This is a genomic window from Mesorhizobium sp. 01N446 (assembly GCF_056399285.1).
Genome location: NZ_JBFTRA010000002.1, coordinates 764,416 through 790,651 on the forward strand (window position 1 = coordinate 764,416; position 26,236 = coordinate 790,651).

The window sequence follows — 26,236 nt, forward strand, 5'->3', positions numbered from 1 at the left end:
GGCGCGCCGGCTACCACGGCTCAGATGTCCGGATCGTCGAGAATGCGGGAGAGCGTGCTGCGCCCCAGCGCACTCATGGCGGGGTTGGTGCGGCGGTAATACCAGACGAGCCCCATGGCCTGCTGGAACGCCCAGGCAGCACCGCGCTTCCACGAGAGGTCATCGACTTGAAGGCCGCTCCGAAAGGTCGCCCTTCGCTTGGCGTCGAGAAGATGCCAGGCCACCACCAGATCCAGCGACGGATCGGCTGGTCCGAAACTGCCGCCATCAAGCACCCCGACAAGACGTTCGCCCTGCACGAGAAGGTTTGCCGGGATAAGGTCCTTGTGGCTCATCACGACCGGTCCTGCGACGGGCAACTCCCGGAACCGGGCCCACAGATCGCGCAGTCGAGCCACATCGAGAAGGCCCTGGCTGTTTTCAAGGCAAACAGCCATCCAATGGTCATGATCGGGGAGATGTCCACCACGTCCCCCGCCCGTCGAAGCCTCGGCCCCGTGTGTCCGCCCGGCGCAACGATCCCACGAGGTGTGCAAGGTCGAGGGCGAAAATCGTCGATCCGCTGAGCCCGTGCGGCGTGGCGACCTCGCCTTCGATCCACGTTTGCAATGCCCATGGCATTGGATATCGGGGACCGGGCGCGCCGAGCCCGATCGGCTGCGGCGTCGGAAACGAGCAATATTCGCCAATCTCGACCATGGCAGCGGCCTCCGACCGAAGCATATCAGCGCATTCGGTCGGATTCATCGCGCGCAACGGGAAGCGCGCAGCGCTCTTTGAGCCAATGCGGAAGATGGCATTGACGGTTCCCGGCGATCCAACCGAGGCGATGTCCTCATGGCGATACTGGGGAAACTGATCGCGGATCATCCGGCGGGCGATATCGATGTCGATATTCACCTGATCGTCATGCATCATGAATTTTCGTCCTGCCGGGCTCGACATGAAGGGCAAAAACGCCGAACTTCAAGAGCTGACGTCAAGGTTGATGTAGGTGTCGACCAGATCCCACGCACCCTTCTGTCATTGCGAGCAGGTCACTCGGCGGAAACAGGCGACAAGAACACCGCTGATATTGTAAAAAGAGCCTATGGCATATTGTCTTGGAGGCGCAACACCAGGCCCACAAGATATGTTCGAGTTTATTTAACTTAGCAGCTGTGTGAATCCCATTACCTGGAGGGGGCGACAGACCATGCCGAACGACCAAACCATAATTGACCCAAGCGCAACCGAAACGCAGCACGGCCCGAGTGTATCGGTGCAAGTCAACCCCGAGGATTCCGTGCCTTTCCGGCCGGAGCCGGTGTTCATCTCGCTTGGCCTGAAACGGGATGTTTTCGTGGGTTTCTCAGGCGGCAATGCGGCACCGCCCCCCGATCCGATGGGAATCCCGCCGGTCGACCTGAAGACCGAGGCGGGACTGCTGAAGGCCTTTCTGCTGCTCGGATTCGAACCAGGCCCGGACACAACCCCATTCGGGTTCTCGACGCCGGCGATCTTCCGCGCTTCGGCCGCGTTCAGAGAAACCGTCTCACTGCCCGGCCTCGATGTTCCCATGCCTCCGGCTGTCATCGGTCAGCAACCTCCAATCATCAAGCCGGGCATGATTCAAAATTACATGGCTCTCCAGGCCAATTTCTTTCAAATGTCGCTGGCTCCGCTTCAGGCGAAGCTCAGGGAGGCGCGCGTTCCGTTCACGCTGGGAGGCATACCCGCGCCGGAGGACCTTCGGCCACAGCTCTTCCTGGTCGAGCAATATCAGCTTGCGAGCTTCCGCGGAGATCTGGCGCGGGATGATCTGGTCGACTCCATCAGCCTGTCGCCCGGCGGATCGATGACCTACAAGGTGATCATCAAGAAGCGAACATCGACGAGCAACGAGCTGACCTCCACCGTGTTGGACAGTCAGGACCGGGAGGCGGTAGACAATTTCAACAAGCAGCTCAAGGATACCGCCGACAAAAGGTCCGGCACGAACAACTATGATTACGGATTCGACGGGAGTTTCCACGGGGAAGCGTCGGTCGAAATCGGCGGCGGCAGCGCGGACGCCCAGGTTCATGCGCGCGGATCGACCAATGAGGTCCGGCAGGATTTTGCGGAATCGACCACATCCGCCATCGATTCCCAAGTGTCGGAGACGAACCGTTCCCGCAAGCAGAGCATAGAAACCGGCCGGGAAGACACCCAGACCGACGAGCAGACCGAGAGTGTCAAGGAGAAGACGGCGCAGAACCCGACCGCGCAGCCCGTGAATGTCGGAATCTTCCTGCTCAAGGAAGAGTTCGTTTCCGTTCTCAGCCTGGTCGATGTCGAGATCGCCTATCGCAATGGCGATCCGAACCAGGACCGTCAGGTGCCGCTGCGCAAGCTTGGCGAACTGCTGGATGCCGTGGTCGAGCGCCCCGAGGATCGCACGGAGATTGCCGCGACAATCAACGCGCTCCTTCAGGGTATCGCCGACTACCAGGATGAAATTCGCAGCATCGTCAAGCCGGACCCGAGCAGTCCGTTTGGCTTCAGCCGCGATGCGCAACTGAGATCGGAGTATCGGCTCCTGAAGTCGGACGGGACCTTGCGGCGGATTTTTTCGGTGAAAGGGATCCCGATACGCGGCTGCGAAAGGTCCTTGCGCCGGCCGAATGTCACGGTTGAGCTGCCGATAACCGGAATATGATCCGCCGGCAGGCAGAAGCTTGCAGGTCGACGCCGACAAGGTCCATTTTTGCGGAGATGCTGCCAGCGCCGAACGTGCCCGCGGTCGTCCGGCTTTTCGCGCAGGGACTTGCGGAGCTCACTTCGTCTTGCGGCGCAAGACCAGCAATCCTGCTGTCACAATCAAGACCATGCCCGAGACTGAAGCTACGGTGGGCGCTATCCCGAAGAACATGATGTCCCAAACCGCAACAAATACCAGATAGCAGTACTCGAAGGTCGAAACGATGGAAGGCGGCGCAGCCTGATAGGCACCCGCCAGCAACATGCCATTTACAATCGCAAATCCTGCCAGCAGCGTGAGGACAAGCCAATCGGTCAGGCCCACATTTGACCAAGCGCCAAAGATGTACGGATAGGCATTCGCAACCGCTCCATGCGGTTGGACCCAAACCATGGGCGACGTGCTGGCGCCCGCCATGATCGCCATCCGCGTCACTCCTCCAATCAAGTCGGCCTTCTTTGCATCACCCTCATACGTCCAGACCCATGGTGTCCCTAAAAGATCCTCGTGACCTGCTGAACCATCAATGCATTCGGCAGAGGCTACCGGCATCGGCAGTCCTGCGAGAGTGGTGGGTTCTGGAAGACGGTCAAGACAAGCGACTTGATCCACCTGCGCGGCTGATTTTCGATTCCGCCGGAGGGGTCATTCAAGCGGCATGCGATGGACACGGCGTTGGTTGGTCCACGCGGGTGACGCTGGAAGATCATTTCAGCAGGGGTGATCTGGAGCCGCTCCCTGAGCCATACGTCAAAGACCTGCCGCCATTTTACATCTACTATCCCGAGCAAAACAAAAGGGTTGAATGTCTCAAGCTGCTGGTGGAATTTCTAAGATCGAAGTTGAGGAAACCACCCGAAAACTGACTTTGGTGGCCGCGGGGTAGATCAAAACGGATCGAAGCGGGGAGGCCCGCATTGCACAAGTCGTCCGCTCGGAGACAAGAGCGGCTCCTCTGTCACCCGGGAGAGTCCGCTTTGATCAAACTCGGTCGCTCGCAGCGATCGAGCTGAGCCCCTAACCCGCCACCGCGGCCACCGCCTTCCTTGGCGCGGCGCGCGGCCGGCGCCGTTTGGCGACGAGCTTCAGCGCCACCGGCGGCTCGTTCGACAGCGCGCCCGTCACGGCGTCGGCCATGCCATGGGCGACGAAATCCGCGTTGATGTCCTGGGCGAGCTTGGCCGCTGCTTCCTTGTCGTCGTTGCCGGTTTCCGACCAGAACACGATGCCCACCCGAAGTGCCGCCTTCGCCCGCTTCAACCGCCGGACCAGGAAGCGCGCGTGCTTGACGGAATCGCGGTTGAGAAAGCCGACCACCACCGTGTCGACGGTTTCGAGCTCGAGATTGCGGATGCTGGCGGGTTCCATGTCGGCAAAGCCCGCCCTCGAAGCGGTTGCACCCTGGACTTCCAGCACCTGCGCCAGCATCGCCGCCCCGGCATCGTCGAGTTCCCCTCGCCCGCCGGCGCAAAGCACCGACATGCCCGTGCCATCGGGCAGCTCGGCCGCGTCCTCGGCGCCGCCAGGCTCGCTTGCCTCGCCGGCCTCCGCGGCGACGTGCGGGGCATCCTCCTCACCCGCTTCCTCCTTCGCATCGTCTTCGAGATTGGCCACCAGCGCGAGCGCGCTGGCCGCCACTTGCCGTCTCTGCTGGTCGCCCATGACGCCGCGCGCACGGTCGCGCTCGCCCAGCAGAAGCGCCGGAATGGCCACCTTGTCGTAGAATTCGACCAGGTATTTTTCTTCCAGCATCTCCTCGGCGTGGTCGGTGGCTTCGTCCGGGTCGCCGGCCAAAAGCCGCTGGTAGAGGCGCGCATGCGGTTCCAGCACCGGCTCGTTGCCGAACAGCACGTCGAGGAATTCAAACTGCGGCACGTGCCTGCCCAGCACCACGAGACAGACGGTGAGCGGCGTCGACAGCACCAGTCCGAGCGGCCCCCACAGCCACGTCCAGAAGATCGCCGCGACGATGATGGCGAGCGGCGACAGCCCGGTTCGCGACCCGTACAGCCAGGGCTCGACGACATTGCCGGTGACCAGTTCCATCACCACGAACAGGGCCGCGGTCCACAGCACCAGCGACCAGCCGGGCGCCACGGCCAGCGCCAGGAACAGCGGCAAGAGCATGCCGATGGCCGGGCCTATATAGGGAACGAAACGCAGCGCCAGCGCCAGCAGCCCCCACAGCAAGGCATTGGGAATGCCGAGGATCCACAGCCCGATCGCGATCGGTATGGCGTAGACGATGTTGACCACCAATTGCATGAGCAGATAGAGGCCGACGCGCTTGCCGGCATCGCGCAGCGCCTCGGTGGTGCGGTGAAGGTCGCCATAGCCGACAAGCCGGATAAAGCGGTCGCGCAGATCCTCCCGCTCCAGCAGCATGAAGATGACGACGACGATGATCAGACCCGCCGATCCGAGCGGGCTGATCAGCGGGCCGACGATGTTCTGCAGGACTTCGAGCGGCCTTTCGCGCGCAACGATCTCGACCGGCACCGGCTCGCGCCGCGGCTTGTCGGGAGTGGCGGCCGGCAGCGACGCATCCTGCTTGTCGATCTCCTGGCCGACACGCTCGACCACGTTGCTCAATCTGGCGATGATCCCGCCCCCGACGCCGGTTTCCTTGAGCGAGCGGATCTTGGCCAGGATGTTGGTCTGATAGACCGGAATGTTCTGCGCCAGTTCGCTGACCTGCGTGGCGACGATGAAGCTGAACAGCGCAAGGGCCGCGAATGCGCCGAGCACGCTGGCGATCACAGCGGCGATCCGGGGAATGCCGATCCGTTTGAGCGCCGAAACCAAAGGCGCCAGCGCGAAGGTCAAAAGCAGCGCGATGGCGATCGGCAGGAACACCTCGCGGCCGAAATACAGCGCCGCCACCGTAGTGACGGTGGTCGCCACATTGGGCAACACGGTTCGCGGATGGGGCGCGGCGGCCGCAAGAATGCTATCCAGCCCATGCGCCTCGGACGCCGTCCCGTTTCGACGATTGGCCACTCTTGATCTCTCCCCATGCCGATTAGCATGGTCTGATATATTGAGCCGGCGCGCAACCTTGGCCGATGGACCGCAGGTTACCGTTCAATTCCGAATAGCTCAGTAGGTTCCCTGCGGTCTGTGGTCAGGGGGAGAAGTGACTTTATCCGCCCGTCGAGATTCACGTCCAAGGCCGGCGGCAGGCTTGGCGTGACGCTTCGCACGGCGGCTCAGCGTGCCGCATATCTCGCCAGCGCGTGCTCAATCAGCACGTCGATCACCGTACTGTAGCCGATGCCAATCGCCGCCAGCGCCTTGGCGTACATCGAGATGTCGGTGAAGCCGGGCAGCGTGTTGACCTCGTTGACCAGCAGCGAGCCGTCGGGGCGCAGGAAGAAGTCGACGCGCGCCAGGGCCTCGCAGCCAAGCGCCCGGAAGGCCCGCGCCGCCATGTCCTTGGCCCTGTCGGCGACATCGGCCGGGACATCGGCGGGCACCTTGACCAGCGCGCCGTCGGCGTCGAGATATTTGGCCTCATAGGTGTAGAAGCCATGCTTGCCGGCCGGAATGATCTCGCCCGGCAGCGACACCGTCAGCGAACCGTCGGCCCGCTCCAGCACCGAGCACTCGATCTCGCGGCCGTCGACGAACTCTTCGATCAGCGCCTTGCTGTCATAGCGCAAAGCCGTTTCGACGGCCTGCTCGAAGCCGTCCCTGTCATGCACCTTGCTCACTCCGAAGGAGGAGCCCTGGCGCGCCGGCTTGGCGAAGAAAGGCAGCCCAATCGCTCCGGCAATTTCCTGGAACGAACCGACATCGCCTCTCGGCACGGTGACTGAGCGGGCAACCGCCAGCCCCGCCTCGCGCAGCAGCCGCTTGGCGACATCCTTGTCCATGGCGGCGGCGGAAGCCAGGATGCCGCAGCCGACATAGGCAACGTCGGCGACCTCGGCATAGCCCTGCACCGAACCATCCTCGCCGAACGGCCCATGCAAAACGGGAAAGACGACATCGACAGGGTCAGGCTGCTCGCCATTCCTGGTGAGAGCCACCAGCCGGCCCTTGCCGCCGGGCAACAGGGCGACTTCGATGCCATCCTCCGACACCGCAGCCCCTGCCCCGTCGGCGCCAGCTTCGGACGACGATTGCAACAGCCATTTGCCGTCCCTGGTAATGGCGATCGGCACCACCTCGTAGCGCGTCCGGTCGATCGCCTTCAGCACATTGGCCGCCGACAGCCGCGACACGTCATGCTCTGCCGAGCGCCCGCCATAGAGGATGGCGACCCTGGTCTTATCAGTCATTGAAGTCCCTCGAAATCAAATGGTGACGGCAATGCCGCGATTGGCAAAGAAACGATCGAAATCGGCTGGCGCCAACACTGCGTTGGCCTGTGTGGCGCTGGTATGGCCGGATGGATTGTGGAAGCGAAAACCCTCATCCGATGCCGCCGTCACCAGCACCAGATGGCCGCCCTTCGACGGCGGTTCGCGCTCAGGCCAGCGGATCGAACTGCTGACCGAAGCGATGAAGAAGCGCGACTGCCTGAGGATCGCCGGAATGTCCGACGTCGCGACATTGGTCATCACCTGCGCCCCCAGGCCGAATTCCGCCTGCACGAAGGTGACGAAGGGTGCGTAGATCAGGCCCTTGATCGAGCCGTCATTGACGACATAGCCGCCATATACGGTGCAGCGCCTTGCCAGTTCGATCGTCGGCACGATCTCGCCGCGCGTCGCCAGGATCATTTTCAGGCACGCCATGCCGCAGATGTTGGCGGCCCAGACCGCGTACTCGTCGAGCGTTTCGGCGCCCGATCCCTGCCACAGCGGATCGCGCCTGAGCGCTGCCTCGGCGCCATCGGCAAGCACGGCCAGCGTCATGTCTGGCGTTTCCCACTGGCTGAAAAACGGCACGGTTTCAGGCAATGGGTTCACAGGGTTTCCCGGGCAGCATTTATCAGTCTCGTACACGAGACTACGAGACTACGAGACTGATAAAAAGCGACTTAACGCTGATAGACAATATGCCTAGGCGAGCAACGAAAACGGGTCACCTGTCCCTGTACGACGCGGCCGCAGGCCCCCGCTTACTCGGCCTTCGTCCAGCCGAACACCAGCCAGGCGTATTTCGATTTTTCGTCGGGTTCGGCGGTGTAGGTCATCTGGATATCGCCGTCCTTGGCGTAGATGTCGAGCCGGGGCGCCGTGTCGAGCTTGAGCCACAGCGAGCTCTTGCTGAAGGACCAGGTCCCGCACCACACGCAAGATCCAGACGTCGGGTCGCCCGGCTGATGGAAATTGTAGCGGCCGTCCGCCGTGATCTCGAGATAGTCGATCGCGCCGTAGAACGCGGTTACCGTCTGCTGGAATTCGGCGGCGGCCGCTTCCTGTTCCGGCGTCGGCGCATCCTTCATGTCACGCGGCGGCCGGATGGCCGAGCCGCTGAGTTTCCATTTGCCGACAAAGTCATTCTTGGTCGGGAGATATTCCTCCTGAGCCTGCGCCGATGAAATATCAGAAACTGATAATATGCTTGCCGGCAACATGGCTTCGCTCATAAGTACAAGCGTTGCAGCGCAGATTGCCTTGGTCGATTTATGCATGAAATATATTTCTCCACGATGGGGAAAGGATGCCTCTATCCGGCGAAAATTTGCCGCGTACCTTGCTTCGACGCCGATTCCCGCCGTCTTTGCACGGTTAGCATTGGGGCCAGCAATCTGGCAACGACAGGAACGCCATCCATCCCGCAAGCCGTTGGGCCAGCGCGTGGAGAACGTCATGGGTTGCGGCCGCAGCCGCGTTCCCTGAAAGTCCCTACAAGGTGATCTTCACCGAAGCGGCGCTGCGCGTGTGCGCACCGTGATGGACGGCCTCGATGTTGTTGCCGTCCGGGTCGAGCAGGAAGGCGGCGTAGTAGCCGGGATGATAAGGCCGCTCGCCCGGTGCGCCATTGCCCTTGCCGCCGGCCGCCAGCCCGGCCTTGTAGAAGGCATCGACCATCGCATGGTCCTTCGCCTGGAAGGCCAGATGATGACGGCCGGTGAGTTTTCCCAGGGCTGCCTGGCTGTCGGCGCTGGAGATGAACAGTTCGTCGGACCAGAAATAATCTTCGCCGGTCCCGCCGATCGGCACGCCGAGTACCTGGAAGATCGCTTCATAGAAACGCCGGCTGGCGGCGAGATCCCGCACCACCAATTGGATGTGGTCGATAAGCCGGCCGCGATGCAGTTCCTGGGTCTTCATAAATTCCTCCTCGCGATGTTTCGACTTTAAATTCGCTTGGAGCGCCGTCAACGCGGGTGGGCGCAGGCTACTGACAGGCGTTGCCTTCCGGCGCTGTCGCCGAAAATCTCGCCCTTCGGTCCTTCGCAAACGAAAAAGCCCGCCGGAGAGGGGGAAACCGGCGGGCTTTTGGAAAGCCTCGTTGAAAAGGCTTTCAGATGTCTGCGGGGGGTCAGACACCTAGGAACACCTGTGCGCCGAAGAGGTTCCACGCGGATCGCTTTTCAGGAGAAATTCTCCTGACGGGAACTTTCCGATCAAAGCGGAGTTTCGTGGCGCGGCGGGAGGAACCACGATTGGATTGTTTTCAGAGGCTGGAGGCGCTGCTCGACAGCGCCGGGGTCGACGATGTCGAGGAGGCAACCGCCTTGCTGCGACGCTTCAAAGGCAACAAGTCGCCGGCGGTCACCGCGGCGATCGACGAGTTCATGCTCGACTTCATGACATTGGTCTTCGTCGTCGAGACCGGCGAGGAAGGCTTTGAAAAACCGCTCCGCAAGCTGGTGCGCACCAGACTTGCGATCCTCAAGCATCTGGTCGCGGTGAAGGCTTAGGAATACCGCCTTCCGTGATCCGCCTTACCCCTTCAGCAGCGCGGCCAGCCGTGGAATGCCTTCTGTGACCGCGCGCCGATCGGCGAGCGTGAAGGACAGCCGCAGCGTGTTGCGCCCGGTGCCGTCGGCGTAGAAAGCGTTGCCGGGCACGAAAGCGACGCGCGCTTCCTTCACCGACCGCGCCAGGAGTTCGGTGGCGTCAGCCCCTTCCGGCAGCGTCGCCCAGACGAACATGCCGCCTTCCGGGCGGCTCCAGGTCACGCCGTCGGGCATGTGGGCTTCCAGCGCGCCAAGCAGCCCGTCGCGGCGCTCGCGATAGGCGCCGATGAGCTTGTCGACCTGGCCGTCGAACACGGATTCGGCGACGCGGTGCATCACCAGCTGGTTGATCGACGGGCTGTGCAGGTCGGAAGCCTGCTTCATCAGCACCAGCTTTTCCACCACATGGCGCGGCGCGCAGACCCAGCCGACGCGCATTCCCGGCGACAGGATTTTCGAGAACGAGCCGCAATAGAGCGTGCGCGCCTTGTCGATGCCGCCGGAGCGCGCGCAATCGAGCGCCAGGATCGGCGGCACGCCCTCGCCGTCATAACGCAGCGCCCGATAGGCGGCGTCCTCGATGACGGCGATGTCGAGTTCGCCGGCAAGATCGAGCACCGCCTCGCGCTGTTTCTTGTCCAGCGTGTTGCCGGTCGGGTTGGCGAAGTCAGGCACCAGATAGGCGAACTTGACCTTGCCGCCATTTGCGGCGGCCGCCGCGCGATAGGCATCCGGCGTCATGTTGCCGCCTTCGGGCCGCAGCCGGTCATAGCGCGGTTCATAGGCGTTGAAGGCCTGCAGCGCGCCAAGATAAGTCGGCCATGTCACCAGCGCGGTATCGCCGGGCGACAGGAACAGCTTGCCCAGATAATCCAGCGCCTGCTGCGAGCCGGAGGTGATGAAGATGTTGGCCTCGTCGCAGGCGACGCCGAGCTTGCCCATCTGCCCGGCGATCCAGCGCCGCAGCGGCAGATAGCCTTCCGAGACCTGATACTGCAGCGCCGCCCCCGCCTCCGCACCGCCCAGCACCTCGGCATAGGCATCGCGGATCGCCTCAGCCGGAAACAGCGCCGGATCGGGAATGCCGCCGGCGAACGAGATGATGTCAGGCTGGTCGAGCAGCTTCAGCAGCTCACGGATTTCGGAGGCCTTCATGCGCGACGAGCGCGAAGCCAACAGGTTCATAAGGGTCAAGTCACGCCTCCCCGGACGTTTCGAATATAGGTCAACTTAGCTGACCTATATCCGCTTTGTCAGGCAATTTGAATAGTGCCTGAAGCCCTTGCGGTATACGCCAGTGGCGGCCGGGGCGGAACGCCTACAAGGTTTTCTTGTAACCGACATGGCTGCCGACGAAGCCGAGGCTGTCATAGAAACGGTGCGCGTCCGCCCGCCCCTTGTCGGTGGTCAACTGCACGAGGCTGCATTTGCGCGCCCGGCACTGATCGATCGCCCATTCGAACATCAACCGGCCGATGCCGCCCGAGCGCCGGTGGCCGGCGACCCGCACCGCCTCGATCTGCCCACGCCAGGCGCCCTTGCGCGACAGCCCGGCAAGGAAGGTGATCTGCAGCGTGCCGACCACCTCCGCCCCGTCCACGGCCACCGCCAGCAACTGGTTGGGATCGGCGTCGATGGCGTCGAAGGCATCGAGATAGCCCCGCGCCGGCGGCAAGGAGGCATCCTCACGCGCAGCACCCAACGGATCGTCGGCCAGCATGGCAACGATGGCCGGCAGGTCGGAGGCTTGCGCCTTGCGGAAGGTGATCATGGTGCCGGGATAGCGCGAGGTGATGGTGGCGGCAATATTGTATTGAGATGCGAACTTGGCCAGCTAAGCTCGCCGGCGATAAAATTGGCGAAAGCAGGCGCCGCCAGCCTCGCAGGTTACACCTCGCCCTCATACACCCTCTGCGCCTGCATCAGCGCAGCATCCAGCCTCTCCCCCTCCGCATAACCAGCCAGGTTCGCCGGCCGCTCTATCCCGGGCAGGATCCTCGGGCAGGGCTCGGCCGCGCCAATCACTGTCCGCACCGGGATGACGCCGGCCCAGACCGGATGGCCGTAATCCTCCTCGTCATCGGCGACGCCCTTGGCGCGCACTTTCGCCGATGCTTCCTCGATGCGCATGCCGATCACCATCGTCGCCTTGGCTTCCTGCGCCGAGATCGGCCGCAAGGTCTCGCTGCGGCCGGGATAGAAGCGGTCGACGACGCCCGCCAGCGCCTTCATCTTCTCCTCCGGCTCGTCGACGATCCGCGCGGTGCCAAAGCACATCGCCGAGCGGTAGTTGGCCGAATGATTGAAGCCGGTGCGCGCCAGCACCAGCCCGTCGAGATGCGATACGGTGAGACAGGCCGGCGTGCCGCCGGAGAGCTGGCGCAGCATGCGGCTGGCGGACGAGCCGTGCCAGTAGAGCATGTCGCCCTCGCGCCAGTGGATGGTCGGCGTGCAATAGGGCTGGCCGTCGAACGTGTAGGCGACGTGGCAGAGCAGCCCGGCATCCAGCACCGCGAAGACGGCCGCATGGTCGTAGCTGCCGCGCTCATGCAGGCGCTTGACCCGGTTGCGGCTGGTGGTCGGAAAGCTGGCGGCGACGTCGTTCACGGCTTGCATCCTCACTTGTTGTCTGCCAACCATGCGCCATGACATTGGTCGAGAAAAGAACCAATCCGAGCAACAAAATTCAGACCAATCTGCCGGATTGGTCGGCGCTGATCCCGGTGCTACCGGGCGACGGCCCGCGCAGCCGCGAGCTTTACGCCGCGCTCCGCCGGTTGATCGAGACCGGCGCGCTGGCCGCCGGCGCCAAGCTGCCGACCACCCGCGACCTTGCGCAACGTTTCGGCCTGTCGCGCTCGGCGGCGGTCGCCTGTTTCGAAATGCTGGTCTCGGAAGGCTTTGCCGTCGCCAAGGTCGGCGCCGGCACCTTCGTCGCGCCCGACGTGCCGCATCTGCCGACAACGCTCGTCAAGCCACGCCCGCCGGAGATCGACGCCGCCACGTCACTGCCTTGCGGCCTTGGAGTGGCGGTGTCCGATCCGCGCACGCTCAATTTGTTCCGCATCCTGCTGTCGCGCCACCTCGCCCGCCCCGGCCCCGAACATTTCCGCTACGGCGATCCGCGCGGCGGTCTTCCGCTGCGCACCGCGATATCAGCGTATCTCAGGACCGCGCGCGGCGTGCGCTGCGACTCCGGCCAGATCGTACTGACCTCGGGCACGCAGCAGGGGCTCGACCTGCTGGCGCGCGCGGCCCTTCGCCCCGGCGACGCCGTCTGGCTGGAAAATCCCTGCTATCCCATGGCGCACGCCGCGCTGGCCGGCAGCGGCGCCGGGATTGTCGCCGTGCCGGTCGATGCCGAAGGGCTCGATCCCGAGATCGGCGAGCGTCTCTGCCCACAGGCCCGCGCGGCCTATGTCACGCCCTCGCATCAATATCCGCTCGGCGTGACCATGACGATGCGCCGCCGCCTCGCCCTGCTCGACTGGGCGCGGCGCAACGATGCCTGGATCCTCGAGGACGATTACGACAGCGAGTTCCGCTACGCCGGCCCGCCGCTGACCTCGCTGCAAGGCATGGATGGCGCCAACCGCGTCGCCTATCTCGGCACCTTCTCGAAAGTGCTCTTCCCCGGCCTGCGCATCGGCTATGTCGTGGTGCCGGAGCCCCTGCTCGATGCCGTCATGGCGATCAGGGCGCGTTCCGACCGTTACCCCTCGACGCTGGCCGAGGGTGCGCTGACCGACCTTTTAAACGAAGGCCATTTTGCCGCCCATCTCAGGCGGGTGCGCCGCCGCGTGCAAGCCGCCCGCGACGTGCTGGTGGCGGGCCTCCAGGCGCGTTGCGGCGATGCGCTTGATGTGACCGTGCCCCAACAGGGGCTGCATCTGATGGCGATGCTGAGGGGTGGCGGACCGGACACGGCGATCGTCGAAGCGGCAAAGGCGGTGGGCGTCGGCGCGCGTGCCCTGTCCGCGATGTTCATCGACGGCACGCCGAGGCACGGGCTGGTGCTGGGTTTCTCCGGGTTTTCGGATGAGGATTTGATGGGAGCGACGGTGCGATTGGGTGGGGTGCTGCGGTGACCCTCAATCCGCATCGCCGGCGGGCTTGGCCTTGCCGCACTGCGCCAGAACCTTGCCGATCGCCCCGCGCGACCCCTTCAGCGGAAAGCTTACCGCGCCAAATTTGGCAGCGCTGACCGTCACATCGCCCTTCGAACGCAAGAGGTCGAGCAGCGGATCGGCCTTCGCCAGATTGACCACGAAGTAATTATACATTTCCTCCAGCTGCAGCGTCTTGGTCACCGTCTTGCCGTCCGCCTTGAAATCGAACGCGCCGCTGACGCCAGGCTCCGTCTGCTGGCCGCTGGAGCCCAGATCGTAGCTCAGCACAGGCGTTTCGAAACAGGTCAGCATCAGATAGGCATCGCCCTTCGGCCCGCCGCACACCGAGGCGGTCAGCACGCTGCCGCCCTCGTCCTCCTCCATCTTGGCGCTCCAGCCGCTGCACGACGCGGCTAAGGCCGGCTGCGCGGCCTGCAATGCGGCCACGGCACCAGCGACGACGAGATAACGAACCCTCATGACTTCCCCTCCGACAATTGCAGCACCCGTCGGCAGCATATAGGAAAAGCGATCCCGTGACATTGCCCGTTGCGGCAAAGTCGTGTGGTTTGGAGAGAACGGTGTTGAGAGCCTGCGTTCGTCTGTGCGTTTTGATGGCGGCCCTGGTTACTTTGCCTCTGGCTGCCCATGCGCAGTGGAAGCCGGTCGAGAAGGTCGAAACCTACGCCATTTCAGGCCAGTCCGGGCCGGAGCTCTACCGCTCGATCGGCGAGAACGGGCCTAATGTCGGCGTTGCCCGCGCCATCGCCCACACCAATTTCAAGCTGACCTGGACCAGGGATTATCAGGCGCGGGCCGGCGCCTGCGTGCTGGCGTCGGCCAAGCCGAAGCTGATCATCACCTACACCTTGCCCAGCCCCTCCTCGCCCTTGCCGTCCGCCGTCCAGAAGAACTGGGAGGTTTTCCTCGCCGGTGTCAGCGCCCATGAAAAGGTGCATGGCGCGACCATTGTCGACATGGTGCGCAAGATCGAGGCGGCGACCGTCGGCCTCACGGTTGCCGACGATCCCAGATGCAGCAAGATCCGGACCGAGATGACCAAGCGCCTGTCCGCACTCTCGCAGGCGCAGCGCCAGGCGAGCCGCGATTTCGACCGCGTCGAACTCGGCCCGGGCGGCAATCTGCAAAAACTCATCCTTGCCCTGGTGAATGGCGGCTGAGCGCCTTCAGGCCTCGGACACCAGCCCGTCGAGCAGCGCCAAACCTTCCGGCCAATCGCCCAGCCGCTTTCGGCATTGATGTGGCCGAACGGGCCGATCACGGCCAGGCGGCTGCCCCATTGCGTCGCGCGCGCCTGCGCATAGTCCGCCGAGCCATAAGGGTCGTTCGTACTGGTCACCACCAGCGAGGCAAGGCGCAGCTTGCCTTGCGGAATTTTGGCGAAAGCCATGCCATATCCGGGAAAGACCGCGGACGCCGGATCGGGAACGCCGACCAGCAGGGCCGCCTTGACCGGCCGTTGCGAAATCTTCTGCCAGTGTGCGATCAGCAGGCAGGACAGGCTGTGCGCGACCAGCACCGGCGGCTCGGGCGCCGCGATCACGGCGGCCTCCAGTGCCGCCAGCCAGTCGGTGAAATCGGGCAGCTCCCAGCTTGAAGGCTGGAAGCGCCGCATCGCGCGATTGGCGCTTTCCCAGCGCGACTGCCAATGCGCCGGCCCGGACCCGCCGCTGCCCGGCAGGATGATGAAATGCGTCATGTCGCCTTGCTCCTATCGATCGAGGTGCATGGTGACGTCTTGCGCTGGCACCGGGAATGGGAAACCATCGGAGAAATCATTTCCTCGCCGATGGATTCAAGGTGACCATGAACACCAGCAATGAGCGCGCGCTGCTCGACCCGACCGACATCGCCATTGTCGAGGCCATGCAGGAGAACGGCCGCATCGGCATATCGGAGCTTGGCCGGCGGGTCGGCCTGTCGCAGCCGGCGACCTCCGAGCGCGTGAAGCGGCTGGAGGAGCGCGGCATCATTGCCGGCTACACCGCGGTGATCGATCCGGCGGCGCTGGGCCTCGGCATGATGGCGATCATCCGTGTGCGCACCACGCATGAACACATCCGCCCCTGCCTGAAGCAGTTCGCCGCAATGCCCGAGATTACCGAAGTGCACCGGCTGACCGGCGAGGACTGCTTCATCCTCAAGGTGGTCGTGCCCTCGCCAGCTCACCTTGAAACCATCGTCGACGCCGTGGCGCGCCACGGCGCGGTCACCACCGCGCTGGTGCTGCGGAGCGAAACGCCGAAGCCGATCGGCCGCGAGCTGATCCGCAGGTCAGGCGGTTTGAAGGTTTGAGACGTTTGCCCCTCCCAACAAGGCAGGGAGGAAAGGCGCCTGTCTGAACCGGATAGATAGATAACGGAATGGACCGATAGCATGGGTGACAGTTTCCGCCGGAGGACCGGCGATGGTTTGGCGAGAGACTGGCATCATGGACGAGCGGCTTCGATTTGTTGTGGACTGCCTTGCCTGAGAATACGGTTTCATGAAGAACGGGGGCGGTCATCAATCCCTGGCAGTGCGAACCTAACCGCGGAGCGAAATGGACCTGGAACCGATGACGACAGGACGAGGCAGACGCCTGATGATTGCGGCCGCCGCCGCATCGTTGTTCGGCCTTGCCGCTATTTTGCCGGCAACCTTCGTCCGTGCCGGAACCGGCAGCGTCCACCCCGGCCCGCTGTCGCGCGCCGATGCCTTCGCGCGGGCGCAGGCGCTGACGGCGCTTGGCCGGAAAATGTTCTTCGACCCGGCGCTGTCGGCTTCGGGCAAGCAGGCCTGCTCGTCCTGCCATGACCCGCACCACGCCTTCGGTCCGGCCTCTGCCTCGCCGGTCGAAATGGGCGGTCCAAACCTCGACCGGCCGGGCGTGCGCGCCGTGCCGTCGCTGCGCTATCTCCAGGCAGCGCCCGCCTTCACCGAGCATTTCCACGATTCCGAGGACGAGGGCGACGAGAGCGTCGACAATGGCCCGACCGGCGGCCTGACCTGGGACGGCCGCGCCGACCATGGCAAGGACCAGGCGAAAATCCCCCTGCTCTCGCCCTTCGAGATGGCCAACAAGGATGAGGCCGCCGTCACATCAGCCTTGCGCAAATCAGCCTATGCCGGCGAGTTCAAGGCAGCCTTCGGCGACGACGTGTTCGACCACGAGAGCGATGCCTTCGACGCCGCCGCCGAGGCGCTCGGCACGTTCGAGCAGAGTGCCGCCGACTTCTATCCCTATTCCAGCCGCTACGACGCCTTCCTCGCCGGCAAGGCTGAACTGACGGCGCAGGAACTGCGCGGCCGGGCGCTGTTCGAGGAAGCGGCCAAGGGCAATTGCGCCAGCTGCCACTTGAGCGAACCCGCCAATGACGGCGAGCCGCCGCAATTCACCGATTTCGGCCTGATCGCCATCGCGGTGCCGCGCAATGCTTCCATTCCAGCCAATGCCGATCCGGCTTATGTCGATCTCGGCCTCTGCGGCCCTCTGCGCATCGACTTCAAGGGACGGTCCGAATATTGCGGCCTGTTCAAGACCCCGACCCTGCGCAACGTCGCGCTGCGCAAGAGCTTCTTCCACAATGGCGCCTTCCACACGCTGCGCGACGCGGTCGCCTTCTACGCCAGCCGCGACACCGATCCCGGCCGCTGGTACCCCAGGAATGCCGACGGCACGGTCAGGCAATATGACGATCTGCCAAAGGCTTACTGGGGAAACTTGAATCAGGATCCACCCTTCAACGGCAAAAAGCCGGGCGACAGACCGGCGCTCAGCGATGCCGAGATCGACGATATCGTTGCCTTCCTGGGCACGCTTACCGACGCCGACCAGCAGCCGCTGCCCGCGAACTGACCTCCTCGCGCCTTGCTCGGCCCCCGGCCTGTCCGCCCGCGAAAAAAGGGTGTCTGGGTCTTGCCGGATCTGATGCGCGGCAGCGCGCGGAAGTCGTAAGAAACGACCAATTCAATTAGCGCTTCCTAAACCACCGTACGGTATCCCTTGCCACTCGAGGGTGGACGCAGATGAACGCATTCAGGCGAGCGGCCGGATTTGTTGTGATCCTGTTGACCGGCGCGGCGACGCTGGCGGCGTTGCATATCGATGCCCAGCGAAACTTCGCGCTGGCCAAGGAGCGCTATCTCGAGAATTCCCAGGCAGCTTCCAGAGCGACGGCCAAGACCGTCGAAGACGCCTTGCGGGCCGTATATGAAAATGTGCGGACCTTGACCTATCTACCAAGCGTGCGAAACCTCGACCGGTACGGCACAAATCTGGGCGCCGAGGGTCGTGCGACAATCCAGCAGATCTACAACAACCTCGCCAGCAACGTCTCCATTTCCGAGGTTTACTTCCTGCCGCTGGATTTCAACCCGGACCGCTTCGATGCGGTGACCGGCAAGCTCGAGGAGCCGATCCTCCAGTTCGACCAGTTGATCGTGAACGCCAAAGCAAGATCCGATACCGTTGGCGATGCCAAACGCGCGAAACTGGACGAGAATGCGCTGACCCGCCCTCCCGAGGAGATCGAGACCTATGAATACCACGAGTTGGCCAAACAGCTCGCCTGGTTGAAGGCGAACTATCCAAATTCGAGCGCCATCGACGGGCTCAATGTGCCGGTCATCGGCACGAAGGAGCTCATCACCTGCGACAACACCGATTTCATCCACACCGGCAATGACGCTGATCGATCAGGCTTCATCCTTTCGGTCCCGGTGTTCGGCGCGGATGGCAGCTTGCGCGGCTCCGTGTCGGCGATCATGCTTACCTCGGCGCTGCGCAAACTGTTGCCGAGCAGCGACTATGTCATCGTCAATTCAGGCTACGGGTTTGAATCCGACCAGCACAAGATGTCGACGGCAGTGGCGGCCGATTCCCGTGCCTTCACGGCGGCCGACCCCAATTTGATCTATTCCGAAGTCATCCCGCTCTCGCTCAACGACCCCAGGAGCGCATGGCGTCTCTGGGCCGGTTTCCCCAACAGCCGGTTCGACGGCAACATGGATGTCCAGTCCGTGCGTCAATTCGAACTGGCCGGTTATGCGGCGGTCGCGGTGGTCACGCTGCTGGCGCTGGCCTGCTGGTACGCGATCGGGCGGACGATGACGATGCAGGTCGAGGCTGCCGAGACCCTCGAGCGGCGGGTCGAGGAACGCACCGCACAGATCCAGCATCTCGCCACGCATGACATTCTCACCGGCCTGCCTAACCGGGGCCTCCTGGCCGAAACGATGGACGAGGCATTGAGAAGCCTCAGGGACGGCGAGAAGCTGGCTGTCCATTGCGTCGATCTCGATCGTTTCAAGCCGGTCAACGACACGCTCGGCCATCCGGTCGGCGACGAGTTGCTCGGGGCCGTGGCGAAGCGGTTGAAACAGCATGCCGGCGAAACCGCCATGGTGGCCAGAATTGGCGGGGACGAGTTCGTCATCCTTCAGCTCCTGCTTGACGGCAACGACGAGGCCGGCGTGCTGGCARGCCGCGTCATTCATGCCTTGTCCGACGAATTCTCCGTCCAGGGCCACAAGATCAACATCGGCGGCAGCATCGGCATCGCCGTCTTCCCCGACGACGGACAACGCTCGGAAACCCTTATCCGCAATGCCGACCTGGCCTTGTACAAGGCCAAGATGGAGGGCCGTGGCACCTGCAGGTCGTTCGAGCCGGGAATGGACGCGAGACTGCAGGAGCGGCGCCAACTCGAATCCGAACTGGCGCTCGGCGTGAAAAAGGAACAGTTCGTCCTGCACTATCAACCGCTGCACGACGCAAAGACCTCCAAACTCACTGGCTTCGAAGCATTGGTGCGATGGAACCATCCGCGCCTCGGCCTGCTGCCGCCGTCGGAGTTCATCCAATTGGCCGAGGAGACCGGCGTCATCGACGCGCTTGGCGAGTGGATCATGCGGCGTGCCTGCGCCGACGCCGTGAAATGGCCCCTGCCCGTCAAGGTCGCCGTCAATCTCTCGCCGGCCCAGTTCAAACAACAGGGGCTGCCGCTTCAGGTCGCCGCGGCGCTCGCGGCTTCGGACCTGCTGCCGTCACGGCTCGAGCTGGAGATCACCGAGTCGGTGCTGCTGGCGAACAACGAAAACACCCTAAACACGCTGCACAGCCTGCGCGACCTCGGCATCTCCATAGCCATGGACGATTTCGGCACCGGCTACTCCTCGCTGAGCTATCTCAGATCGTTCCCGTTCAACCGCATCAAGATCGACCGCAGCTTCGTCAGCCTGATGTGCGAGAGCAGCGAAAGCCGGGCGATCGTCAAGGCCGTCGCCGAGCTCGGCACCACGCTCGGCATGACGACGACAGCCGAAGGCGTCGAGACCGAAGACCAGTACAGGCTGGTCAGGGAGAATGGCTGCACGGATGTCCAGGGCTGGCTGTTTGGCCGGCCAATGCCGGTCTCCGAGCTTTATACGCTCTTCGAACAGCCAGAGGCCCTGACCGCGTAACCCCCATGATCGTGGGGGCCAGGAACCCAAGCCCGGTCGGCGCCTCACAGCGCCCGGATAACGCCTCCGTCCACGCGGATGTTCTGGCCAGTTATATAGCCTGCGCCTTCCGACGCCAGGAACGCAATCGTCGCCGCCACCTCCTCGCTCGTGCCGTAGCGCTGCATAGGCACGTTGTCGCGGCGCTCTTCGGTCGCCGGCAGGCTGTCGATCCAGCCGGGCAGCACATTGTTCATGCGCACATTGTCGGCCGCGTAGGTGTTGGAGAAGATCTTGGTGTAGGCGGTCAATCCGGCGCGGAACACGGCTGAGGTCGGGAACATCGCGTTCGGCTCGGCGACCCAGGCGGTCGAGATGTTGATGATGGCGCCGCCCTTCTGCTTGACCATTTGCGGCGCGACGATGCGCACCGGCCGGATGACGTTCATCAGATAGACGTCCATGCCGGTGTGCCACTGCTCGTCCGTGATCTCCAGGATCGGCGCGCGCGGCCCGTGACCGCCGCTGTTGACCAGCACGTCGATGCGGCCGAAACGCTCCAGCGTCAGGTCGGCGAGGCGCTGCAGGTCGTCATTCGACTGGTTGGAGCCGGTGACGCCGATCCCGCCCAACGCCTTGGCCAACGCCTCGCCCTTACCCGACGAGGACAGGATGGCGACCTTGAACCCATCCGCGGCCAGCCGTTTGGCCGCCGCCGCTCCCATGCCGCTGCCACCAGCCACGACAACAGCCACTTTTTCTACACTCATTGGATTTTCCTCTCAGGGTTGGCGGGCACCGCAGGCGGTGTTTTCGGGATTTGAACGGTGATATAGCTGGTTTTGCCGCTTGGTTCGAACCAGAATGCCTGAAATCAACCAGTAGAAAAACTCCTGCATGCCCGAAGCCTTTCTCAGCCTGCCGCCGCTGAATGCGCTGCGCGCCTTCGAGGCCTCGGCGCGCCATCTCAACTTCCGCATCGCCGCGGAGGAACTGAACGTCACCCAGGGTGCGGTGGCCCAGCACATTCGCGGCCTGGAGAGCCATCTCGGCACGAAACTGTTCGAGCGGCTGCCGCGCGGCCTGGCGCTGACCGATCAGGGGCGCGCCTATGTGCCCAACATCCGCCGCGCCTTCGACCTGATCTCGGAGGCGACGCTGCTGCTGCGCCCAGAGCCGGCGCGGCTGACGATCAGTGTGACGCCGAGCTTCGCCACCAAATGGCTGATCCCAAGGCTGCAGGATTTCATGGCCGACAACCCGCTGGTCGACCTGCGCGTGCTGGCCAGCGAAAGCCTGTCGAGCTTCCAGGCCGACGGCGTCGACATTGCGGTCAGGCAAGGCCGCCCGCCCTTCGGCGCCGGCCTGGTCGTCGACCTGCTGTTTCCCCAGCAGATCGTCGCCATCTGCAGCCCGGCCCTGCTGCCGGCCGGCGCAACCGAAATCGCCGCGGCCGAAATCCAGCATCACGTCCTGCTACACGACGCGCACAATCTGTGGCCGGAATTCATGGAAAAAGCCGTCGGCCTGAAGATGACGGCTGAGCTCAAACGCATGCGCTTCAACCAGACCAGCCTCGCCATCGACGCGGCCATCGCCGGCCAGGGCATAGCGCTGGCCAGCCGCTTCCTCGTCGCCGCCGACCTTGCCGCCGGCCGCCTCGTCCAGCCGGTTAGTGGCGAAATGCGCGGCACGCAGGATTTCCATGTCGTGATGCCGAGGAAGCAGCGCCATCCCGAACCGACACAGGCCGTGCGGCAATGGCTGCTGGATGCCGGGGAACGGCCGCCGGTCTAATGCATGTCGCCCAAAAGTGACCTCGGTTTTGGGGGAACGACATGCATAAAAAACAAAGATCTAAAGCGCGTCGCGTGACGCGCTTTAGATCGGCAGCAACGCGTCCGGCTTCACATTGGCGATCGAGGCGTAGGTATGCGTCTCCCTGACGCCGGGCAGCGGCAGGATCACCCGCTGCAGGAAATCCTGGAACATCGCCATGTCGGCGATGCGCGCCTTGACCAGGTAATCGAAGCCGCCAACCACCATGTGGCATTCGATGATCTCGGGCGCCCGCAGGACCGCCTCGGCGAAGCGGTCGAAGACATGCGGGGCCGTATGATCGAGCCGCACTTCGATGAAGACGAGTTGTGCCTGCCCGATCCGGGCCGGGTCGAGAACGGCCCGCACCGCCCGGATGAAGCCTTCGGAAAACAGCCGCTTGATGCGCTGCGCCGCCCCGGTCGGCGACAGGCCGACGCGGCGGGCCAGATCGAGCGTCGTGCGGCGGCCATCCTCCTGCAGCAAGCGCAACAGCGAGCGATCGATACGGTCAAGATCGTCCATTCGGAATTCACGCTTTCTGGCCACCGATAGCGCGATTATCACGCCAAAATCGTGAAAACAGCATATTTCATCACGCTGTCGAGTGGCAATACCGTTGGCGGGCAACGCAACCCGACCGAGGCAATTCCCATGACATCAGCCACACCGACCTCCCGCAATGCCCTTACCAAGGGCGACATACCTGTGCTCATCCTGAGCGAGGCCGAGGTGAAAACATGCATCGACCCGCGCCAGCTTCTCGATGCGCTGGCAGAGGGCTTCAAGGCATTGTCCGGCGGCAAGATCGTCAATCCGGCGCGGCCGCAGCTCGACATTCCCCAGGCCGGCTATTCGCTGGCGATGCCGGCCTGGATGGCGGGCATGCATTTGACGGTGAAGATCGTCAACGTCTTCGAAGGCAATATCGCCCGGGCGATCCCCAGCCATCTCGCAACCATCCATCTGTTCGACCCCGAAACGGGCATGCCGGTCTGCGTCATGGACGGCACCTACATCACCGCAGCGCGCACCTCCGGCTCGGCCGTGCTCTCGGTGCGCGAACTCGCCCGCCGCGACGCCAGGGTCGCGACGGTGGTCGGCGCCGGCGTGCAGGCCGGACAGCATTTGCACCTTTTGCCGCTGGTGCGGGACTTCACCGAAATCCGCGTCTTCTCGAAAGAATTCGCGGACGCGCAGGCACTGGCCGCACGGCATCCGGGTGTCGTCGCCGTCAGCGATGTCGAGGCCGCGGTGCGCTCGTCGGATGTCGTGTGCCTGGCAACGCATTCCTACCAGCCGGTGATTTCGGCCGAGTGGGTGCGGCCCGGCACGCATGTCTCGTCGGTGGGCGTCGCCCCGCCCGGCGGCGAATTGCCGGTAGAGCTTGTCGGCGTAGCCAGCCTGTTCGTCGAGACCAGGGACGCCTTCGCCCCGACGCCGGTCGGCTCCTGCGAACTCAATGGCATCGATCCGCAAACCGGAACCGAGCTCGGCGAGATGCTGCTTGGGCAGCGGCCGGGAAGGACCGGCCCCGGCCAGGTCACCGTCTACAAGGCCATGGGCGTCGCCATGGAGGACATGGTGGCGGCCGACCTTGCCTATCGCGAGGCAGTTCGGCGGGGATTGGGGCGGACCGTGGCCCTGTAGAAGCGGTCGCGCCGTTTGACTGGATACGAAATCATTTTTAGGAGTGCTGGATGCTTTCGAATCCTCCCCAAAAAATCGTCGTCATCGGTGGTGGCATTGCCGGTCTGTCGGTGGCCGCCGCCATGCGGGATTGGGCCTCCGTTACCGTCCTCGAGCGCGAGCCGCATCTTGGCTACCACGCTAGCGGCCGCTCCGCCGCCTTGTTCACCGAGACCTATGGAAACCGGCTGGTGCGCGCTCTGACGCTGGCCAGCCGGCAGGCGATCATCGAGGGCGGCTTTGCTGCCCATCGGCGCGGCGCGCTGCATGTCGGCTGGAAAGGCGACGGCGCCGCGATCGACAAGCTGGCCGGCGAATTGCAGGCGCTGGTGCCCAGCGTGCGCCGCCTGTCGGCGGCCGAGCTCCACGTTATGGTTCCCGTCATTGCCACTGAAGCCACTTGCGGCGGCGCCTATGAGCCGGACGCGGTGGATGTCGACACCGACAAGATGCTGGCGGCCTGTGCCTCGGCGCTAAAGGCTGGCGGCGGCCTGATCCGCACCGGCGAGGAAGTGCGCGCCATCTCGCGCGACGGCGGCGGCCTGCGGGTGGAGACGAGCGCCGGTGTCTATTCAGCCGACATCGTCGTCAACGCCGCCGGCGCCTGGGTCGATGTCGTCGCTGGCCTGGCCGGGCTTTCCGGCCTCGGCTTCCAGCCCAAGCGGCGCACCGCCTTCCTGTTCGACCCGCCTGCGGGCACCGACATTGCCGGCTGGCCGCTGGTGGTCGACTTGCACGAACAGTTCTATTTCAAACCCGACGCCGGCAGGCTGATCGGCTCGCTCGCCGACGAGACCGACTCCGAGCCTTGCGACGCGTATCCGGAAGACCTCGACGTCGCCATCGCCGTCGACCGCATCGAGCAGGCGACGTCGATGCGCATCGGCCGGCCGTCGACGCCATGGGCAGGCTTGCGCACCTTCGCGCCCGATCGCACGCCGGTCGCCGGCTTCGACCCCCGCCTGCCCGGCTTCTTCTGGCTCGGCGGTCAGGGCGGCTACGGTTTTCAGGTGTCGCTGAGCTTGGCCAGGCTGAGCGCGGCGCTGATGCGAGGCGAGCCCCTGCCGGAAGATGTCGTGGCGCTCGGCGTCACCGCCGCGGCGCTGTCGCCCGACCGTTTCCTGGTCCCGGCGATGACGCCATGAAACCCACACTGCCGCTGCTGCTCAGCCTGGGACGGGAAACCAGCTAAACAGCCTCAATCTTCGTCCGTCCAGATCAGGCGCAGCAGGCGCAGCAGCGTCGCACGCTCCTTCTTCGTCAGCCTTTGCAGAAACCTGTCTTCGTGCCGGCGAACCTGTCGCCGCCAGCCCGGCATCGCCTGCCTGGCCGCCGGCGTCAGCGTCAGCACCCGCACGCGCCTGTCCTCGGCATGGTCGTCGCGCTCGACCAGCCCGCGCTCTTCCAGCTCGGCCAGCAGCGGCGCCATGTTGGCGCTCTTCATCCCGAGCAGACGGCACAGTTCCGCGGCGCGGATGCCTGGCCGCTCATCGATCAGCGCCAGCATGCCATAGGTGACCGGGCGCAGGCCCGCATCGGTCAGCTCGACCGCGAAATCATTGAGCGCGAAGGCCGAGGCGCGCTTGAGATTGTAGCCGATCTGCGCATCGAGCCCGTCTTCGGACATCATGTCTGGCCCGGGGTGAAGCTGGGTTTCGTCCATGCCAACCGATCGCCGCGATGCCGGCCCTTGTCAAGCGAAAAAGACTATGCGACATAGCAATCGAGATAGCTATGCTCCATAGCAATTTCCAAATGGAACGGGAGGATGCCGACCATGACCGATGAGACCGTTGCCTTCGACGTCGAGAACGGCATCGCCTGGGTGCGCTTCAACCGGCCGGACAAGCGAAATTGCATGAACCCGGCGCTCAACCGGCGCATGATGGAGGTCCTCGACGAACTCGAATACCGCGCCGATGTGGGCGTGCTGGTGCTGTCGGGCGAAGGCAGCGCCTGGTCGGCGGGCATGGACCTCAAGGAGTATTTCCGCGAGACCGAAGCCAAGGGTCTCGGCGCCGTGCGCAAGGCGCAAGCGGAAGCCTATGGCTGGTGGCGGCGCCTGCGCTGGTATGGCAAGCCGACCATCGCCATGGTCAATGGCTGGTGTTTCGGCGGCGGCTATGGCCCGCTTTTCGCTTGCGACCTCGCCTTCGCCGCCGACGAGGCGCAGTTCGCTTTGTCCGAGATCAACTGGGGCATCCTGCCCGGCGGCGGCGCCACCAAGGTGGTGGTCGACCTCCTGTCGATGCGCGACGCCATGTATCACGCGCTGACCGGCGAACTCATCGACGGCCGGAAGGCCGCCGCCTGGAAGCTGGTCAATGAAAGCCTGCCGCTGGCCGAGCTGAAGGCGAGGGTCACCGAGGTCGCCAACATCCTGTTGAAGAAGAACCCGATCGCGCTGAAGGCGACCAAGGACGCCATCCGCCGCGTCGGCGAAATGACCTACGACAATGCCGAGGATTATCTGGTGCGGGCGCAGGAGGCAGCCAACTCGCACGACAATGAGGGCCGCAAGGAAGGCATCCGACAGTTCATCGACGAAAAGAGCTACAAGCCCGGCCTCGGCGCCTACGACAAGGCCAGATGACG

27 protein-coding genes and 1 pseudogene are annotated in these 26,236 nt (G+C 64.1%); 12 read left to right on the plus strand and 16 right to left on the minus strand.

Annotated features, from left to right (window positions below):
* Positions 1-20 precede the first annotated feature (20 nt).
* Entirely contained in the window at positions 21-437 is a 417-nt protein-coding gene (locus AC1DPX_RS12020) for a phosphotransferase (protein WP_477236800.1), read from the minus strand.
* A gap of 7 nt (positions 438-444) precedes the next feature.
* Positions 445-918 (minus strand): phosphotransferase, encoded by a 474-nt coding sequence (locus tag AC1DPX_RS12025; RefSeq protein WP_477236802.1) that lies wholly within the window; start codon positions 916-918, stop codon positions 445-447.
* A gap of 277 nt (positions 919-1,195) precedes the next feature.
* Between AC1DPX_RS12025 and AC1DPX_RS12030 the strand changes: the two genes are divergently transcribed.
* On the plus strand, positions 1,196-2,680 hold the full coding sequence (locus tag AC1DPX_RS12030; RefSeq protein ID WP_202358840.1) for a hypothetical protein: 1,485 nt from the start codon (positions 1,196-1,198) through the stop codon (positions 2,678-2,680).
* Positions 2,681-2,797: 117 nt separating this feature from the next.
* On the opposite strand, the gene AC1DPX_RS12035 is transcribed toward AC1DPX_RS12030, so the two are convergent.
* Positions 2,798-3,274 carry a hypothetical protein gene (locus tag AC1DPX_RS12035; RefSeq protein WP_477237525.1) on the minus strand — a complete coding sequence of 159 codons (477 nt, stop codon included), beginning with the start codon at positions 3,272-3,274 and terminating at the stop codon, positions 2,798-2,800.
* On the opposite strand from AC1DPX_RS12035, the gene AC1DPX_RS12040 reads away from it, so the two are divergent.
* Positions 3,208-3,588, plus strand: a complete 381-nt coding sequence (locus tag AC1DPX_RS12040) for a LysR substrate-binding domain-containing protein (protein WP_477236803.1) — start codon at positions 3,208-3,210, stop codon at positions 3,586-3,588. The genes AC1DPX_RS12035 and AC1DPX_RS12040 overlap by 67 nt on opposite strands.
* A gap of 151 nt (positions 3,589-3,739) precedes the next feature.
* Here AC1DPX_RS12040 and AC1DPX_RS12045 read toward each other — a convergent pair whose 3' ends face one another.
* The 5 genes from AC1DPX_RS12045 to AC1DPX_RS12065 all read right to left on the minus strand — a co-directional run bounded on the left by AC1DPX_RS12045 (position 3,740) and on the right by AC1DPX_RS12065 (position 8,949).
* A complete protein-coding gene (locus tag AC1DPX_RS12045; protein ID WP_477236805.1) occupies positions 3,740-5,722 on the minus strand; it encodes an AI-2E family transporter in 1,983 nt (660 codons plus the stop codon).
* Positions 5,723-5,931: 209 nt separating this feature from the next.
* The gene (locus AC1DPX_RS12050) at positions 5,932-7,005 is read right to left on the minus strand and encodes a D-alanine--D-alanine ligase family protein (RefSeq protein WP_477236807.1); all 1,074 of its coding nucleotides are present in this window, start codon (positions 7,003-7,005) and stop codon (positions 5,932-5,934) included.
* A 15-nt stretch (positions 7,006-7,020) separates the two neighbouring features.
* Complete coding sequence (locus tag AC1DPX_RS12055; RefSeq protein WP_477236809.1) at positions 7,021-7,638, minus strand: C39 family peptidase; 618 nt, start codon at positions 7,636-7,638, stop codon at positions 7,021-7,023.
* Between the two features lie 152 nt (positions 7,639-7,790).
* Complete coding sequence (locus tag AC1DPX_RS12060; RefSeq protein WP_477237499.1) at positions 7,791-8,261, minus strand: hypothetical protein; 471 nt, start codon at positions 8,259-8,261, stop codon at positions 7,791-7,793.
* A gap of 259 nt (positions 8,262-8,520) precedes the next feature.
* Positions 8,521-8,949, minus strand: coding sequence for a VOC family protein (locus AC1DPX_RS12065; protein ID WP_477236811.1), 429 nt, complete (start codon positions 8,947-8,949; stop codon positions 8,521-8,523).
* A 335-nt stretch (positions 8,950-9,284) separates the two neighbouring features.
* Between AC1DPX_RS12065 and AC1DPX_RS12070 the strand changes: the two genes are divergently transcribed.
* Positions 9,285-9,542, plus strand: a complete 258-nt coding sequence (locus AC1DPX_RS12070) for a hypothetical protein (protein WP_244730820.1) — start codon at positions 9,285-9,287, stop codon at positions 9,540-9,542.
* Positions 9,543-9,566: 24 nt separating this feature from the next.
* Here AC1DPX_RS12070 and AC1DPX_RS12075 read toward each other — a convergent pair whose 3' ends face one another.
* The 3 genes from AC1DPX_RS12075 to AC1DPX_RS12085 all read right to left on the minus strand — a co-directional run bounded on the left by AC1DPX_RS12075 (position 9,567) and on the right by AC1DPX_RS12085 (position 12,221).
* Positions 9,567-10,766: an aminotransferase-like domain-containing protein gene (locus tag AC1DPX_RS12075; protein WP_202359373.1), complete on the minus strand. Its 1,200-nt coding sequence runs from the start codon at positions 10,764-10,766 to the stop codon at positions 9,567-9,569.
* Positions 10,767-10,899: 133 nt separating this feature from the next.
* Positions 10,900-11,352, minus strand: coding sequence for an N-acetyltransferase family protein (locus tag AC1DPX_RS12080; RefSeq protein ID WP_477236813.1), 453 nt, complete (start codon positions 11,350-11,352; stop codon positions 10,900-10,902).
* Positions 11,353-11,468: 116 nt separating this feature from the next.
* Positions 11,469-12,221, minus strand: coding sequence for a pyridoxamine 5'-phosphate oxidase family protein (locus AC1DPX_RS12085; protein WP_477236815.1), 753 nt, complete (start codon positions 12,219-12,221; stop codon positions 11,469-11,471).
* A 5-nt stretch (positions 12,222-12,226) separates the two neighbouring features.
* Between AC1DPX_RS12085 and pdxR the strand changes: the two genes are divergently transcribed.
* Positions 12,227-13,669: a MocR-like pyridoxine biosynthesis transcription factor PdxR gene (pdxR, locus tag AC1DPX_RS12090; protein ID WP_477236818.1), complete on the plus strand. Its 1,443-nt coding sequence runs from the start codon at positions 12,227-12,229 to the stop codon at positions 13,667-13,669.
* A gap of 3 nt (positions 13,670-13,672) precedes the next feature.
* Here the strand turns inward: pdxR and AC1DPX_RS12095 are convergent, their stop codons facing one another.
* Positions 13,673-14,170, minus strand: a complete 498-nt coding sequence (locus tag AC1DPX_RS12095; RefSeq protein ID WP_477236820.1) for a hypothetical protein — start codon at positions 14,168-14,170, stop codon at positions 13,673-13,675.
* A 134-nt stretch (positions 14,171-14,304) separates the two neighbouring features.
* Here AC1DPX_RS12095 and AC1DPX_RS12100 point away from each other — a divergent pair, with 134 nt between their 5' ends.
* Positions 14,305-14,871: a DUF922 domain-containing Zn-dependent protease gene (locus AC1DPX_RS12100; protein ID WP_477237501.1), complete on the plus strand. Its 567-nt coding sequence runs from the start codon at positions 14,305-14,307 to the stop codon at positions 14,869-14,871.
* Between the two features lie 6 nt (positions 14,872-14,877).
* Here the strand turns inward: AC1DPX_RS12100 and AC1DPX_RS12105 are convergent.
* Positions 14,878-15,410 (minus strand): annotated as a pseudogene (locus tag AC1DPX_RS12105) (RBBP9/YdeN family alpha/beta hydrolase).
* Positions 15,411-15,517: 107 nt separating this feature from the next.
* Here AC1DPX_RS12105 and AC1DPX_RS12110 point away from each other — a divergent pair.
* The 3 genes from AC1DPX_RS12110 (at position 15,518) to AC1DPX_RS12120 (ending at position 20,155) form a co-directional block, all read left to right on the plus strand.
* Positions 15,518-16,006, plus strand: a complete 489-nt coding sequence (locus tag AC1DPX_RS12110) for an Lrp/AsnC family transcriptional regulator (protein ID WP_477236822.1) — start codon at positions 15,518-15,520, stop codon at positions 16,004-16,006.
* Between the two features lie 289 nt (positions 16,007-16,295).
* A complete protein-coding gene (locus tag AC1DPX_RS12115; RefSeq protein ID WP_477236824.1) occupies positions 16,296-17,549 on the plus strand; it encodes a cytochrome-c peroxidase in 1,254 nt (417 codons plus the stop codon).
* 170 nt (positions 17,550-17,719) lie between these two features.
* Entirely contained in the window at positions 17,720-20,155 is a 2,436-nt protein-coding gene (locus AC1DPX_RS12120) for a putative bifunctional diguanylate cyclase/phosphodiesterase (protein ID WP_477236826.1), read from the plus strand.
* Positions 20,156-20,199: 44 nt separating this feature from the next.
* Here the strand turns inward: AC1DPX_RS12120 and AC1DPX_RS12125 are convergent, their stop codons facing one another.
* Entirely contained in the window at positions 20,200-20,904 is a 705-nt protein-coding gene (locus tag AC1DPX_RS12125; RefSeq protein WP_477236828.1) for an SDR family oxidoreductase, read from the minus strand.
* Positions 20,905-21,031: 127 nt separating this feature from the next.
* On the opposite strand from AC1DPX_RS12125, the gene gcvA reads away from it, so the two are divergent.
* Positions 21,032-21,931, plus strand: coding sequence for a transcriptional regulator GcvA (gene gcvA / locus AC1DPX_RS12130; RefSeq protein ID WP_477236830.1), 900 nt, complete (start codon positions 21,032-21,034; stop codon positions 21,929-21,931).
* Between the two features lie 84 nt (positions 21,932-22,015).
* On the opposite strand, the gene AC1DPX_RS12135 is transcribed toward gcvA, so the two are convergent.
* Positions 22,016-22,477, minus strand: coding sequence for an Lrp/AsnC ligand binding domain-containing protein (locus tag AC1DPX_RS12135; protein ID WP_183461279.1), 462 nt, complete (start codon positions 22,475-22,477; stop codon positions 22,016-22,018).
* 129 nt (positions 22,478-22,606) lie between these two features.
* Between AC1DPX_RS12135 and AC1DPX_RS12140 the strand changes: the two genes are divergently transcribed.
* The gene (locus AC1DPX_RS12140) at positions 22,607-23,602 is read left to right on the plus strand and encodes an ornithine cyclodeaminase family protein (RefSeq protein WP_477236832.1); all 996 of its coding nucleotides are present in this window, start codon (positions 22,607-22,609) and stop codon (positions 23,600-23,602) included.
* Between the two features lie 50 nt (positions 23,603-23,652).
* A complete protein-coding gene (locus AC1DPX_RS12145) occupies positions 23,653-24,786 on the plus strand; it encodes an NAD(P)/FAD-dependent oxidoreductase (protein ID WP_477236834.1) in 1,134 nt (377 codons plus the stop codon).
* A gap of 53 nt (positions 24,787-24,839) precedes the next feature.
* Here AC1DPX_RS12145 and AC1DPX_RS12150 read toward each other — a convergent pair whose 3' ends face one another.
* Positions 24,840-25,304, minus strand: a complete 465-nt coding sequence (locus tag AC1DPX_RS12150) for a MarR family winged helix-turn-helix transcriptional regulator (protein WP_477236836.1) — start codon at positions 25,302-25,304, stop codon at positions 24,840-24,842.
* 114 nt (positions 25,305-25,418) lie between these two features.
* Here AC1DPX_RS12150 and AC1DPX_RS12155 point away from each other — a divergent pair, with 114 nt between their 5' ends.
* Complete coding sequence (locus tag AC1DPX_RS12155; protein ID WP_477236838.1) at positions 25,419-26,234, plus strand: p-hydroxycinnamoyl CoA hydratase/lyase; 816 nt, start codon at positions 25,419-25,421, stop codon at positions 26,232-26,234.
* Positions 26,235-26,236 lie beyond the last annotated feature (2 nt).